11 protein-coding genes are annotated in these 13229 nt (G+C 67.9%); 3 read left to right on the top strand and 8 right to left on the bottom strand.

Annotation, left to right across the window (positions count from 1 at the left end; genetic code table 11):
* Positions 1 to 109 precede the first annotated feature (109 nt).
* Together AB3X99_RS07500 and AB3X99_RS07505 are read left to right on the top strand one after the other, a co-directional pair.
* The gene (locus AB3X99_RS07500; RefSeq protein WP_368616555.1) at positions 110 to 3016 is read left to right on the top strand and encodes a mechanosensitive ion channel family protein; all 2907 of its coding nucleotides are present in this window, start codon (positions 110 to 112) and stop codon (positions 3014 to 3016) included.
* Positions 3017 to 3286: 270 nt separating this feature from the next.
* Entirely contained in the window at positions 3287 to 3685 is a 399-nt protein-coding gene (locus AB3X99_RS07505; protein ID WP_069261520.1) for an FKBP-type peptidyl-prolyl cis-trans isomerase, read from the top strand.
* A gap of 84 nt (positions 3686 to 3769) precedes the next feature.
* Here AB3X99_RS07505 and AB3X99_RS07510 read toward each other — a convergent pair whose 3' ends face one another.
* The 7 genes from AB3X99_RS07510 to AB3X99_RS07540 form a co-directional block, all read right to left on the bottom strand.
* Positions 3770 to 5104, bottom strand: coding sequence for an AAA-associated domain-containing protein (locus AB3X99_RS07510; protein WP_069261521.1), 1335 nt, complete (start codon positions 5102 to 5104; stop codon positions 3770 to 3772).
* A 14-nt stretch (positions 5105 to 5118) separates the two neighbouring features.
* Positions 5119 to 6867: an ABC transporter permease subunit gene (locus AB3X99_RS07515; RefSeq protein ID WP_342946864.1), complete on the bottom strand. Its 1749-nt coding sequence runs from the start codon at positions 6865 to 6867 to the stop codon at positions 5119 to 5121.
* A 206-nt stretch (positions 6868 to 7073) separates the two neighbouring features.
* Positions 7074 to 7244, bottom strand: coding sequence for a hypothetical protein (locus tag AB3X99_RS07520; RefSeq protein ID WP_176732804.1), 171 nt, complete (start codon positions 7242 to 7244; stop codon positions 7074 to 7076).
* Between the two features lie 879 nt (positions 7245 to 8123).
* On the bottom strand, positions 8124 to 8522 hold the full coding sequence (locus tag AB3X99_RS07525; RefSeq protein WP_256094447.1) for a hypothetical protein: 399 nt from the start codon (positions 8520 to 8522) through the stop codon (positions 8124 to 8126).
* Positions 8523 to 8732: 210 nt separating this feature from the next.
* Positions 8733 to 9197, bottom strand: a complete 465-nt coding sequence (locus AB3X99_RS07530) for a zinc-finger-containing protein (RefSeq protein WP_069261524.1) — start codon at positions 9195 to 9197, stop codon at positions 8733 to 8735.
* A 169-nt stretch (positions 9198 to 9366) separates the two neighbouring features.
* Positions 9367 to 10635, bottom strand: a complete 1269-nt coding sequence (locus AB3X99_RS07535) for an MFS transporter (protein WP_368616556.1) — start codon at positions 10633 to 10635, stop codon at positions 9367 to 9369.
* Between the two features lie 72 nt (positions 10636 to 10707).
* On the bottom strand, positions 10708 to 11325 hold the full coding sequence (locus AB3X99_RS07540) for a hypothetical protein (protein ID WP_368616557.1): 618 nt from the start codon (positions 11323 to 11325) through the stop codon (positions 10708 to 10710).
* Between the two features lie 107 nt (positions 11326 to 11432).
* Here AB3X99_RS07540 and AB3X99_RS07545 point away from each other — a divergent pair, with 107 nt between their 5' ends.
* The gene (locus AB3X99_RS07545; protein WP_368616558.1) at positions 11433 to 12752 is read left to right on the top strand and encodes a DUF2325 domain-containing protein; all 1320 of its coding nucleotides are present in this window, start codon (positions 11433 to 11435) and stop codon (positions 12750 to 12752) included.
* 52 nt (positions 12753 to 12804) lie between these two features.
* Here the strand turns inward: AB3X99_RS07545 and AB3X99_RS07550 are convergent, their stop codons facing one another.
* Positions 12805 to 13128, bottom strand: a complete 324-nt coding sequence (locus AB3X99_RS07550) for a winged helix-turn-helix domain-containing protein (protein WP_069261862.1) — start codon at positions 13126 to 13128, stop codon at positions 12805 to 12807.
* Positions 13129 to 13229 lie beyond the last annotated feature (101 nt).

Here is a 13229-nt window from a genome sequence, read left to right on the forward strand (position 1 = left end):
GCTATGCGCCGCGCCAACGCGCTTCCAGCCGCGCGCTTTGTCCCGCTGCCTTTTCCTCCGCCGCCACTGAAGGGTCGCCGCAGTCGCGACCCGTAAGCCCATGACAAGGATGTCCCTTTCTTCTGCCTTTCGGTTCCCGCGCGCGTCGCGCCTGCAAGCTCTCGTTGCCGTCCTCGCCGTTTCAGCCGGCCTGACGCTCGCGCTCGGCGCGTCGCGTGCAGCGGCGGCGACACCGGCCACCGTCGCCGAAGCGTTCAAGCCCGGCGCGAGCCCAGCGCATCCCGCGCAGCCTGCCGCGCCCGCCGCTAATGCCAACGCGGCCAACCCGGCCGCCCCCGTGGCGCTCACGCCCACCCAGGCGCAAGCCGCCCTGCAGGTGCTCGACGATCCCGTGCAGCGCGGCCACATGGAGGACACGCTGCGCGCCATCGCCGCCGCTGGCGCGCTGGCCGCGCCCGCCTCGGCGAGCGCGGCGGCCAGTGCGCCCGCCGCGGCCTCCGGCGCGGCGGCCGCCACGCCCGCGTCGGCGCCGCTCGCGGGCGCATTGCGCTCCAACGGTCTGGTCGTGCAGATCGCCGATCACGCGGCGCACGGCGCACGCACGATGGGCCAGCATCTGAGCCATACGTTCGCGACGCTGCTCGGCCTCTGGTCCACGCGCAACTGGTGGCAGGACCATCTGAACACGCCGGAAGGCCACGCGCTGATGCTCGCGCTGCTGCGCGTGCTGCTGCTCACGCTCGTGCCCGCGCTCGCGCTCGCCACGCTGCTGCGCCGCGTCGTCGCCACGCCGGAGCGCGCCATTGCCGCGCATCAGGCCGCGAAACAGCGCGAGGACGCCGGCCCTGCGCAAGGCGGCACGCCGACGCCGCAGCCACAAACACCTGAAGCGACGGGCACGAGCCTCGCGCTCGCCGCGCAGGCGAAAGCCGCCGATGCGAAGGCCGACGCGGAACAAGACGCCCTGCGCGAAGCCGCCGGCATGGAGCCGGCCGAGGGCAAGAGCGGCCAGGATGAAAAGGACAGCGACCCGAACGCCGGCCCCAACGCGAACGCGGGCGCCAACGCGGCAGCGCGCGCCACCGTGGTCGCGGCGCAAGCCGAGGACAACGCCAGCGCCTCGCCAAAAACCGCCGCCGACCGCGCGAAAGAGGCGTACCACGCGCTGCGCGGCGCGCATCACTGGCGCCTCTTGCAGCGTCTGCCGGGCGCGTTGCTCGTGATGCTGCTCGAAGTCGTGCCCGTGATCGCCTTCGGCCTGTGCGCCGCGGGCGTGCTGTCGCTCTTCGGCCCCGACGACGCCGCGCCCGCCGAAGCCGTGGGCCAGATCGTCGATACGTATGTGATCTGCCGCGTGATCGTGATGTTCGGCAAGCTGCTGTTCGCGCCCGACGCCGCCGCGCTGCGCCTCGTGCCGCTGCCCGATGACTGGGCCGCTTACGCGCAGCGCTGGCTCGTGCGCGTCGTCGTGATCGGCGGCGTGGGCGGAGCGATTGGCGGCGCGGTGCCGCTCGGCATGACCGAGGACGCGCATCTCGCACTCGTGAAGGTCGTCACGCTGGTCGGCCACCTCGCGCTTGCCGTGATGATCCTGCAGCTGCGCCGCCCCGTGGCCGACGCCATGCGCGCCGCCGCCGCACGCCATGGCTCGTATGCCTGGTTCATGCAATGGTTCGCCGACATCTGGGTGGGCGTGGCGCTCTTCGTCGTCCTCGCGCTCTGGTTCGTCTGGGCGCTCGATCTGCGCGGCGGCTACGCGGCGCTGCTGCGCGCGGGCGGACTCTCTCTCGTCGTCCTGCTCGCCGCGCGCGTGAGCGCCATCGTGCTGCTCGGGGCGTTGAGCCGCGCGTTCGGCTTGCGCGACGATCAGGAGAAGATGAGCTTCGGCCAGCGCCGTGCGTATCGCTATTACCCGGCACTGCGGCGCATCGTCGTCGTGGCGATCTGGATCGTCTCGCTCGACCTGCTGCTGCACGTCTGGGGCCTACGTCCCGCACGCATTCTCGCGCTCGCGCCGATGGGGCATCTGCTGGGCTCTGCACTCCTCACTATCGTGATCGCCGTCATTGCCGCCGTCGCGATCTGGGAGTTCGCGAACGGCGCGGCCGAGCGGCGCCTGAACGCATGGACCGACGCGGGCGACTTCGTGCGCGCCGCGCGTCTGCGCACGCTCTTGCCGATGTTCCGCACCACGCTGCTCGTTTCGATCCTCGTCGTGGTCGGGCTCACCGCGCTCTCGCAGCTCGGCGTGAACACCGCGCCGCTGATTGCGGGCGCGAGTATTTTCGGCGTGGCGCTCGGCTTTGGCTCGCAAAAGCTCGTGCAGGACTTCATCACCGGCATCTTCCTGTTGACGGAAAACGCCATGCAGGTGGGCGACTGGGTGACGGTGGCGGGCGTCTCGGGCACGGTCGAGTTTCTCTCGATCCGCACCGTGCGCCTGCGCGGCGGCGACGGTTCGCTCTACACCGTGCCGTTCAGCTCGGTGACGACGGTGAACAACACGAATCGCGGCATCGGCAACGCGGCGGTGAAGGTGCAGATCGCGCATGGCGCGGATCTGCAGCGCGCCATCGACACGCTCAAGGACATCGGCGCCGAGATCCGCAAGGAAGACGCGTTCAAGAACGGCATTCTCAGCGACTTCGCATACTGGGGCGTCGATCAGGTGGATGGCGCGGCCGTCACGCTCGTCGGGCAGATTCAGTGTAAGGACTCGGCGCGCTGGGGTGTGCAGCGCGAGTTCAACAAGCGCGTGTTGCTGCGCTTCACGGAGCGCGGCATCGAGCTGGCGAATCCGCAGCGCAACTTCCTCGTGGGCATGGCGCGCGGTGACGATGTCGAAGGGCATACGCACGGCGACGATCACGACGATGACGACGCCACCGACAACGATCGCGCGCGGGCGCAGGCGCACGGCGCTTCGAAGACGGGCGCGCAAGGCGGCAAGCCGCGCGCCGGCCGCGCCGGTGCGTCGGGCGACGGTAACGGGTCGTCGAGCGGCAAGCCGAATTGATGCGGGACATCATGGCCGGTGCGCGGCTCGCGCGCGCCGGCCTCACCCGTCGCTTCGCCCGATCGATCTCCCGAAAAGTCTCACCGATACGGGGCGAGCAACGTCGCGGCGCAACGCTGGCAGGGTAAAGTTCTCCGTCTAATCAAAGGTCTGCGAGCGGTGGCATGAGGCGCTGCACGCGCGGCGCGGTGAGTCCCGAAGAAGCTCACCTTTCCTCTGCTTGCGCGGCGCGCCCGATATAATCGATTTGCCATTCAACGAGGACATCTCATGAAATCACTGATTGCCCTGGTCGCCGCTGCCACCGTTGCAACGACCGCGTTCGCCGCCAACCCCATCGACAAGTTGCCGTCGGGCGTCGTCGTCGAACACATCAAGCAAGGCACCGGTCCGCAACCCACCGCCACCGACGTCGTGCGCGTGAACTATCGCGGCACGCTCGCGAACGGCACCGAATTCGACAGCTCCGACAAGCACGGCGGCCCGGCGACCTTCCCGCTCAATCGCGTGATTCCGTGCTGGACGCAAGGCGTGCAGAAGATGAAGGTCGGCGGCAAGGCGAAGCTGACCTGCCCGGCGGCGACCGCTTATGGCGATCGCGCGGTCGGCCCGATTCCGCCGAACAGCGATCTCACGTTCGAAATCGAGCTGATCGGGATCGGCCAGTAAGGCCAGCAGATTCTGCAGGCAAAAAAACGGGCGGTTGAGGTGTCACCCTCGCCGCCCGTTCTTGTTTTTGCAGGGACGCAGGCCTTACGCCTCGACGTCCTCGAAACTGAAGATTTCCGACTGGTCGTTGTACGAAAAGACCTCGCCGTAACGCGCCCACTCGATCACGGTATCGAGCGTTTCTTCGGCGTCGACATCGGAAAGCACGTCCTCCAGCTCCTGCTCGAAGCGCACGCGCGGCGCGCGATGGCCCGGGCGCTCGTCGAGCACCTTCTTGATGCGCGCCGCGAGCGGCACGTTGCGCAGCAGGTGATCGGCGAACATGAGCTTGCGCGCCTGCGTGCCCATCTCCGCAAACACGCGGGCGGGCGGCGTGAGCAGCACATCGCCTTCGCGCACGTCGGCGAAGCCGAGCTGCTGCAGCATTTCCACGATCGGGAACAGGTCGTCGACTTCCAGATGCAGCGAGCGCGCGATTTCCGGCATGTCGGCGCGGCCGTGATACGGTGCGGCCGCCAGCGTTTCGATCAGACCGGCCATGATGTTGGTCGACACGTCCGGCAGGCGGCTGCCCACTTCGAGACGGCGAGTCGTGGCCTCGGCGGCTTCGCGCGCCGTCATCTTCGCGTAGATGTCGTCGACGAGCTTGCGGAACGCCGGGTCGAGCCGGTTGCGCGGATGCTTGAACGGCACCTTGATCTCTGCCGACACGCGCCCAGGGTTCGACGACAACACGAGAATGCGGTCGCACATGAACACCGCTTCCTCGATGTTGTGCGTGACGATCAGCACGGACTTGATCGGCAGACGCCCTTGCGTCCACAGGTCGAGCAAATCGGTACGCAGCGTTTCGGCCGTGAGCACGTCGAGCGCGGAGAACGGCTCGTCCATGAGCAGGAGCGTCGGGTCGACCACGAGCGCGCGCGCGAAGCCCACGCGCTGGCGCATGCCGCCCGAAAGCTCGCGCGGATACGCGTTTTCGAAGCCGTCCAGACCGATCAGGTCGATGGCCGCCAGCGCCCGCTCGCGGCGCTCGCGCGCGCCCACGCCCTGCGCTTCGAGGCCCGCTTCCACGTTCTGCAGCACCGTGAGCCACGGGAACAGCGCGAAGGTCTGGAACACCATCGATACGCCTTCGGCCGGCCCTTCGAGCGGCTTGCCGAGCCAGTTCACCTCGCCTTCGGTCGGCTCGATGAGCCCGGAGATGATGCGCAGCAGCGTGGACTTGCCCGAGCCGGAACGGCCCAGCAAGCCGACGATCTCGCCCTCGCGCAGCGTGAGGTTCACGTCGTCGAGCACGAGGCGCTCGTCCTCTTTCTTCGCGAAGCCGCGCGAAACATGCTTGACGGCGAGCACTTCCTGGCCGGGAGCGGGCCGCATCGGCAGCAGGTCGGAAGAGACGATTTTCGGATTCAGCATGATGTCACTCCATCTCAATCGAGGCGCAGCCGGGACTCGGCGTAGGTGTACAGCGGACGCCAGAGCACGCGATTGAACAACGTAACGAACAGGGACATCATCGCGATGCCCAGAATGATCTTCGGGAAGTCGCCGGCGGCGGTCGTTTGGGCGATGTACGAGCCGAGGCCATGCGCGACGACTTTCGTGTCGCCCCACTGCACGAACTCGGAGACGATGCTCGCGTTCCATGCGCCGCCGGAAGCCGTGATCGCGCCCGTGATGTAGTACGGGAAAATGCCCGGCAGCATGGCCTTCTTCCACCATTGCCAGCCGCGAATGCGGAAGTTCGTGGCCGCTTCCTTGTAGTCGTTCGGATAGGCGCTGGCACCCGCGATCACGTTGAAGAGGATGTACCACTGCGTGCCGAGCACGATGAGCGGCGAGAGCCAGATGTCCGGGTTCAGGTGAAAGCGCACGATCACGATCACGAACACCGGGAACAGCAGGTTCGCCGGGAACGCGGCGAGGAATTGCGCGAGCGGCTGAACCTTCTCGGCAATCGCCGGACGCAGGCCGATCAGCACGCCGAGCGGCACCCAGATCACCGAAGCGATAGCGATCAAGAGCAGCACGCGAAAGAGCGTGATGAGGCCGAGCACGAACACGTGCCAGACTTCATCGAGCGTGACGCCCGTGCGCACATAGGCCACGACGCGCCACACCACGAACACAGTCAGCGCGATCACGAACGCGGCCCAGACGACGTCGCCGATACGCGAGCGCTTGCTGATCGTGGTCACGACGGGCAGCGACTTCGGCAGTTGCACGCGCAACGGAATGCGCGCGAGCGTGGCGAGCAGGAAGCCCATCGGCACGAGCAGACGGTGAATGAGACGCGTGCGCCGAATCAGGTCGAGCAGCCACGATTCGGGCGCGTCGCCCGAGCTCGTGTTCTCCATGCGGAACTTGTCGGCCCACGCGACGAGCGGGCGGAACAGGAACTGGTCGTACGCGAGAATCACGACGACCATCGCGAGGATCACCCAGCCCACGGCGTGCAGGTTCTTTTCCGCGATCGCCTGGGCCAGATACGCGCCGACACCCGGCAGCGTGATCGTGTTGTTGCCCACCGTGATCGCTTCGGAGGCCACCACGAAGAACCAGCCGCCCGACATCGACATCATCATGTTCCAGATGAGGCCCGGCATCGAGAACGGCACCTCGAGCTTCCAGAAGCGCTGCCAGCCCGTGAGATGGAAACCTCGCGAGACTTCATCCAGATCGCGCGGCACCGTGCGCAGCGACTGGTAGAAGCTGAACGTCATGTTCCACGCCTGGCTCGTGAAGATCGCGAAGATTGCCGCGAGCTCGGCCCCCAGCACGCGCGAGGGAAAGAGCGCGAGAAAGAACGTGACCGTGAACGAGATGTAGCCGAGCACCGGCACCGACTGCAGGATGTCGAGAATCGGCACGAGCACCTGGCCCGCGCGGCGGCTCTTCGCCGCGAGCGTGCCGTAGACGAGCGTGAAGATCAGCGAGGCCACCATCGCCGCAAGCATGCGCAGCGTGGTGCGCATGGCGTACTCGGGCAGGTTCGCGGGATCGAGCGAGATGGGCTGCGCCTTCAACGTGGCGATGGGCGCCATCGTCTCGTGAAAGCCCACGGCCGCCATTGCGATCAGGCCGATCATCAGCGGGAACGCCACGAAGTCCCAGCGGTTCGGCAGCACGCGCCACGCCGAGGCGTTGGCCGTGCGGTTCAGGTTGAAGCTGAACTCCATTAGCGGCCTCCGTTAGCGAGTACTGGCGTGGGCACGAGCACGCCGGCGCAGGCGCGCGCTGCGCAGCGGGTCGTTCGCAATGTGTGGTTGAACTGGTTCATGTCGAAGCACCGGCGATGGGTTATTGCGCGAATCCCTCGCGCGGCGCGTAGGGCCGGCCAGGCCGGCTGGGCATACGCGCGGGGATCCGTTACTGCTTGTCTGATTCAGACCCGAAACACGCGCGCTCGCAGGTCTCGCCAGCGCGCGGCGAGTCGCGATTCCCGGCAGGGCGGCGGGGCGCTCGCGCGCTCACGCGCGCCGAGCAGATCGGGATGGAAGGTGTGCTGCGTTTGCTGCAGTTGCGACAGATGCGGCAAAAGAAGGCCGAAGTTCATACTGGTTCTCCTGGCGTCGCGGGGGACGCGTTGGGGAGGAAAGCCAGCAGACCCGGCAGGGCGCAATCTTTCAGCGCGCGGCGGCTCGCGTCTGCCCGCTTTCCTCAGTGCAATTCAAAAGGAAGCGGCATAACGGATAACTGTCACTGTCAGACATCGGAACTCCTTATCGTCACGGCGGCTGAGCCCAGGGCTTGCATCGAGTCGGTAGCTCGAACGCGAAGCGGCTTCAAGGGCTTCAAAGCGCGCATGTGTCGATCCGCGCGTCGCGCTCAGGGCGCAACGAACGAACCGTGCCGCAAGCGCGCATCGATCAGGGCGGGCTTACGGCGCGATGTCGGCCATCCGCGGCGCTCGATACGGTCAAGGCGCTGCGGCGTCGGTCGACGCTATTCAAGAGTGCACGAGGATTTACTGCTGGACGCGCACCATCTGCCTGGCTGGCAAGACGGCGGCGGGAAGAAAAGGAGCGCGGACGTCCTGCCGGTCAGGCAGCGAAACTGTTCGAAGATCGACAACTGCTACTGTCCAAGGCGTCAGCCCCTTTTGTTAAGACGGGCGAATTTTAGGCGCGCCACCTGTCCGAAGTCAACACGATTTGCATCCCGCGTCAAATCTCGTGCCAATGTCACCACAGCGCGCACCGGCGGCCCGCTCGGGCACGCGCCCGGTTCGCCACAGCGCATCCCTGGCTCGATCGGCGCGGCCATGCATTTTTTGGGGATGCATCGCCCGCCGGCGGCCTTCCGTCTGTCGCCTCGATCCGGCTCGTCTTTCAAAGAGGATCGTTCACTTCACCATACCGCCTGCTAACTACTGGGTCTGTGCGGCGACGGTCATCCAAGCCGGCCGCAAGATGCGTACCCGGCGTCGCGCGCGTCACGCGCTCTTGCGCAATGCGTGCTGGCTGGCATCGCCTGCGCCCATGCGCTCGAGCCGCTCGCTTGCCTCGGTCAGCGCCCACAGCGGCGCGCCTTGCAACTGGCGGTCGTACACATTCACGAGTTGCGCAACAGCCTCGAATCCCGCATCGTCCAGCTGCCAGCCGCCGCCCGTGTTGCCGCTCTCGAAACAGGCGATCAGCGCGGCATCCGCCGCTCGCACCTGTTCCGGCTCGAGCGCGCCATATCCGGCCTCCGCAATCGATTGCGCGAGCACGTGAGCATGGAGCAACGCGCGTGCGTCGTCGCCGGTGCCGCCGCGGCGCAGCGCGGCGAGCGCGAGATGCACCTGCAGCGCGAGTTCGTTGGCGACCGCGCGCGGGATCGGCAGCAGCATCGACTTGCTGCGTCGGGGGCGACCGGCTTGCGAGCGCTGCGGGAAAGGGATGGTCCTGGCCATGGAAGGGCAAGTAAGAGTCTGTTCCGTGCAATAACGGCACGGCGCGCCGAAGGTTAAGCGCCGACCCTCAAATCGAATGTAACTATCAGTGACAGACATGCGCCGCGCATCGCCTGACAGGCGGGCAAGCGGCTGGCGGCGGCCGGCTCAGCGCGGTTCGCGCTCGCCCCCGCCGTCGGCGCGTCGCGCGGCCATGAACGCCTCGATGTGCGCGATGGCCCGCTCGCACTGCTCGAGGCTCAGAAGGTGGATCGACGGATTGGGCAGGTCGAAGCCCAGTTCGTCCCCGAGCCAGCGGATGGCCTTGCCCCGTGCCTCGAAGGCGTTGACCTTGTCGCGCCGCATCTTCGCGGCCACCAGCGGTTCGAGCGCGTCGTGCAGGCGGCTCTTGGCGTCGCGCAGGGCGGCGTTGGCAAGCCGGCCGAGCGGCACGTTGCGCGTGCTGCGCGCGGGCACGCCGATCCAGGCCTCGCAGGGCGTGCAGACCCATAGCGGGCCATGATCGTCGCGATACGGGTAGGCCTCGTCGGCGAAGCGCGCGAGCACCGCTTTCGCGCCGCAGTAATCGCACAGCGGCTGCGGCAGCGCCTTGACGGGGCGGCCTACGCGCATGCGGCGCTCCTCGGGACGATGGTCGATGGATGCATGACTTGATGGGTGGATGAGAAAAACGGGCGTCCGCTACGTCCGCTGCTGCGAGCGGGCCCTCGCGAAAGGATAACGGCAAACCCCGGCGCACGGCAGCGGTGAAACGGGGCGCCGCGGGTTGCCGCATGCGCGATCAGTTCGCGCTGGCGGTGGCGTGCGCCTCTTCGCGCTCGAGCGAGCGCGTGTCGCGCAGGGCCGGAAAGAGCCGCATCCACAGCAGCGCGACGCAGATCGTCGCCACGCCGCCCACCAGCACGGCGCGCTGCGCGCCCCACCAGCCAGCGGTGAGGCCCGACTCGAACTCGCCAAGCTGGTTCGACGTGCCAATGAACAGCGAATTGACCGCGCTCACGCGGCCGAGCTTTTCGTCGGGCGTGCGCAGCTGCACGAGCGACGTGCGCACGACCACGCTCACCACGTCGGAAGCGCCCAGCACGGCCAGCGCCATCAGCGACACGACGATGTCGTGCGACAGCCCGAACGCGATCGTCGCGCAGCCGAACACGATCACGCCGCCGAACATCGCAAGACCCGGCCGGCGGCGAAGCGGAAAATGCGCGAGCCAGATCGAGCCCGCCAGCGCGCCCGCGGCCGTCGCCGAGCGCAACAGACCGAGCGCGATGGGCCCGGCGTGCAGGATGTCACGGGCGAACGCGGGCAAGAGTGCCGTCGCGCCGCCGAACAGCACCGCGAACAGATCGAGCGACAGCGCGCCGAGAATGACGGGCTGCGAACGGATGAACGCGATGCCCGAGAACACCGATTCGAGCGTGACGGGGGCTCGCGCGGGCGGTTTGGCGCGCAGCGGGATCGTGCCCGAGAGCGTAGCGGCCGCCGCGAACGCGAGCGAGCAGGCCGCGTAGGCCGGCGTCGCGCCGATGCCGTACAGCAGGCCGCCCAGCGCCGGGCCGACAATGTTCGCCGTCTGGTTCGCCGAGGTCGACCACGCGGTCGCGTTCGGCAGCTGCGAGCGCGGCACGACACCCGGCAGCAAGGACGAAATGGCGGGCGACTCGAATGCGCGCGCTGCGCCCATGCACGCGGCGAGCGCGTAGATGAGCGGCGCGCTCAGCCAGCCGCCGACCGTGCCGGCCGCGAAGGTCAGGGCGGCGGCGCATTCGATGAGCTGGCAGACGGAGGCGATGCGTCTGCGGTCGTAGCGGTCCGCCACGTGGCCGACGACGAGCGTGAGGCAGAACATCGGCAGGAACTGCGCGAGGCCGACGAGACCGAGCGCGAACGCACTATGCGTGAGCGCGTAGATGTGCCAGCCCATGGCGACGGCGAGCATCTGGAACGCGAGCGACGACAGCACGCGCGCGCCATAGAAGCGCTGGAAACCGCGATTGCGCGAAAGGCTGGGCGGGTCGTCGGACGCCGCCTCCGGAGAAGGTGTGGTCATTGAACAGCGGGAAAAAGCGAAAAATCGGGTGCGCGCGCAACGAGGCAATAAGCGAGGCGCAAAGCGGTAATTTTAGTTCATGCGGCGTGGCGCCACAGGAACACGGGCGCCGCGCGATTCATGCGCTCCGTCTCCGAATCGATGTATCCTATAGAATACATCGAACGACCATCCAGCAGACGGAGGCAGGAATTGGCGAGTAGTCGGCGCCTCGTAAGCGCAACAACGGCAATATCGATACCGCAGGTGCGTCGCGTACCCGCGCCGGCCGGTGCGAACGGCTTCGCGGCCACGATCACCACGCTGCGCCCCGCGTCGGGGCACGAGCGCGCGGAGCTGATCCGCGACCTGATCGACGCGTTCCGGCGGCTGCGCAACAGCATCGAGCGCTTCGAGCGCATGCTCGCGCGTGGCGACGGCGCTGGCAGTGGCGGCATGGCTGACGCGCACGCATCGCCAGCCGGGGTGTCGCTGCAGCCGCTCCTCGTTGCGCTCTCGCGACGCATCGATCTGGCCCGCTTCGCCCGTCAGCGCGAACTCAAGCGCGCGATCCGCGACGCGCGCCGCCTCGACAAGACGCGCGATGCGCTTTTCAGCGACGCGTTCTGTCTCGACACCGAAGCGCTGCGCCGCACCGTGGCCGAACTGGAGCGGCTCGATGCGGCCTTCGTCGGGCTCGGCGTCGAACATGTGCAGCCAGCCGGGGGCGCCCAGCCGGGGGCGCCCAGCCGGGTCGAGGCGCAGTCGCCGCTCACGCCATGCACAGCCCCGCGTTCCGCAGTGGATCAGAGGTCACCATGCACGCACCGCCGTTCCGCCTCGCCCGCACGCCGGGCGGCACATCTGCCGAAGAGACCACGCTGCGCGCGATGGCGAGCGCAGACTGCTGCGGCCCTTCGCAAGCCGAACTCGCCCGCGCGCGTCAGCGCACGCGCCTCGTCGAACTCGACGCCCATCTGCATTGCTCCATCATCGGCACCTGCCTGAGCACGCACGAGCTGCGCAAGCTCGTCCCGAAATTCACCCGGCTCGACGCCCAGCGCGCGAGCGATCTCGAGATCCATCACGCCGCGGTCGAACTGGCGATCGAAGGCGGCGCAGGCGGCAAGGCATTGCAAAAGGCTCTCGACACCCGCTATGCAGGCGCGGTGCGCCGATTCGCCAGTGCGCGCGACACGCAGGCCGTGCTCGCGCTCTGGAACGACGCGCTCGCGAACGGCGACATCCCGCCCGCGTACTGGGCGGTGATGACACATCCGGCCACGACGATGGAAGTGCGCCAGGCCGCGTTCGGCGAGCTGCACATGCTCTCGCACCTGGTTGGCGCGGCCAATCGCGCGGACTTGCGCCGCCTCGTGGCGCTGGAAGCGGAAAACGCCGAACTCCGGGCCAAGATCGAGCGCCAGCAGGCGCGCCTGCACGAGATGAGCCGTGAGCGCGACGCCGCACGCCAAGCCCTCGATGCGCAAACCGCACAGCTGACGGCGCAGCGCGAAAGCACGCCGCAGCACGCGCAACTCGAGGCGCTGCAGGAAGCGCTCGCGGCACGCGACGCGCGGGTCGCGCTGCACACGAGCCGCCGCGAGATCGCGGAGCAGCGCGCGAATGCCGATGCCGCCGCACTCCACACGCTACGCGCGCAGCTCGACGAAGCCCACGCGCTGATCGACGCCTTGCGCGCCGAAGTCCACGCGATGGAGCAGACCACGCAAGCGCACGAAGATCCGCAAGCCCAACGCGCGCTTCCCGAGGATGCGTTAAAGGGCCGCCGGATCGTCTACGTGGGTGGCAGGCCGGGTTCGAATCACGCGCTCAGGCGCTGGGTGGAGTCGGCGGGAGGCGAGCTGACCGTGCACGACGGCGGTGTGGAAGATCGCAAGGGCCTGCTCGCCGCAGCCCTCGCCAACGCGGATCTCGCGGTGTTTCCCGTCGACTGCATCGACCACGATTCGATGAGCACGCTCAGGCGCGTGTGCGAACGGCACCAGGTCACGTGGCACCCATTGCGAACGGCGAGTCTCGCCAGCTTCGTCGAGTTGATGATGCGGCTCCATGCGAACGCGCCGCCCACGCTCGCGGCGGTACCCGTCTCGCCTTTCTGCCTGCGCCACGGCTAGGCGCCTGGCGTTGGCGGCAGTGCGCCGCCGCGGCACATCACGTCACATCGCGTCAGGATTTCACGAGTTTGACGAGGGCTTCGATCTCGGCCTCGCAGACCGCCGCCGCACGCGCCTCGATGCTGCGATACAGGCGCACGATCTCTTCGCCCACCGGCGTCAGCATGCTACCGCCGCCGCTCTGCCCGCCATGCTCCGAAACCGTGGCCGGCGACTCCAGCGCGCGGTTGAGTTCATCCATCAGCAGCCACGCGCGGCGGTACGACATGTTCATGCTGCGCGCCGCAGCCGAGATCGAGCCATGTTCGCGGACGGCTTCGAGCAGCGACACCTTGCCTGGACCGAGCGCGATCGTGCCATCCTGAAGGATGCGCATGCGAAAACGCACCTCGGGTCGGCCCGGTTTCTGCGCCTGGGCGGGCGCGGGAGCGTCTGCGCGCGGTTGATCGTTGGGGGACTTGGTCATGCGCGCAAGCA

This window comes from Paraburkholderia sp. BR10882 (genome assembly GCF_040948855.1).
GTDB classification, from domain to species: Bacteria; Pseudomonadota; Gammaproteobacteria; order Burkholderiales; family Burkholderiaceae; genus Paraburkholderia; species Paraburkholderia nodosa_A.

Excerpts from the sequence above, each read along its gene's own strand:
- AB3X99_RS07500 (WP_368616555.1), top strand. The coding sequence starts at position 110 with ATGTCCCTTTCTTCTGCCTTTCGGTTCCCGCGCGCGTCGCGCCTGCAA.
- AB3X99_RS07505 (WP_069261520.1), top strand. The coding sequence starts at position 3,287 with ATGAAATCACTGATTGCCCTGGTCGCCGCTGCCACCGTTGCAACGACC.
- AB3X99_RS07510 (WP_069261521.1), bottom strand. The coding sequence starts at position 5,104 with ATGCTGAATCCGAAAATCGTCTCTTCCGACCTGCTGCCGATGCGGCCC.
- AB3X99_RS07515 (WP_342946864.1), bottom strand. The coding sequence starts at position 6,867 with ATGGAGTTCAGCTTCAACCTGAACCGCACGGCCAACGCCTCGGCGTGG.
- AB3X99_RS07520 (WP_176732804.1), bottom strand. The coding sequence starts at position 7,244 with ATGAACTTCGGCCTTCTTTTGCCGCATCTGTCGCAACTGCAGCAAACG.
- AB3X99_RS07525 (WP_256094447.1), bottom strand. The coding sequence starts at position 8,522 with ATGCTGCTGCCGATCCCGCGCGCGGTCGCCAACGAACTCGCGCTGCAG.
- AB3X99_RS07530 (WP_069261524.1), bottom strand. The coding sequence starts at position 9,197 with ATGCGCGTAGGCCGCCCCGTCAAGGCGCTGCCGCAGCCGCTGTGCGAT.
- AB3X99_RS07535 (WP_368616556.1), bottom strand. The coding sequence starts at position 10,635 with ATGACCACACCTTCTCCGGAGGCGGCGTCCGACGACCCGCCCAGCCTT.
- AB3X99_RS07540 (WP_368616557.1), bottom strand. The coding sequence starts at position 11,325 with ATGTTCGACGCCGAGCCCGACGAAGGCCGCATCGAGCCGCTCCAGTTC.
- AB3X99_RS07545 (WP_368616558.1), top strand. The coding sequence starts at position 11,433 with ATGCACGCACCGCCGTTCCGCCTCGCCCGCACGCCGGGCGGCACATCT.
- AB3X99_RS07550 (WP_069261862.1), bottom strand. The coding sequence starts at position 13,128 with ATGCGCATCCTTCAGGATGGCACGATCGCGCTCGGTCCAGGCAAGGTG.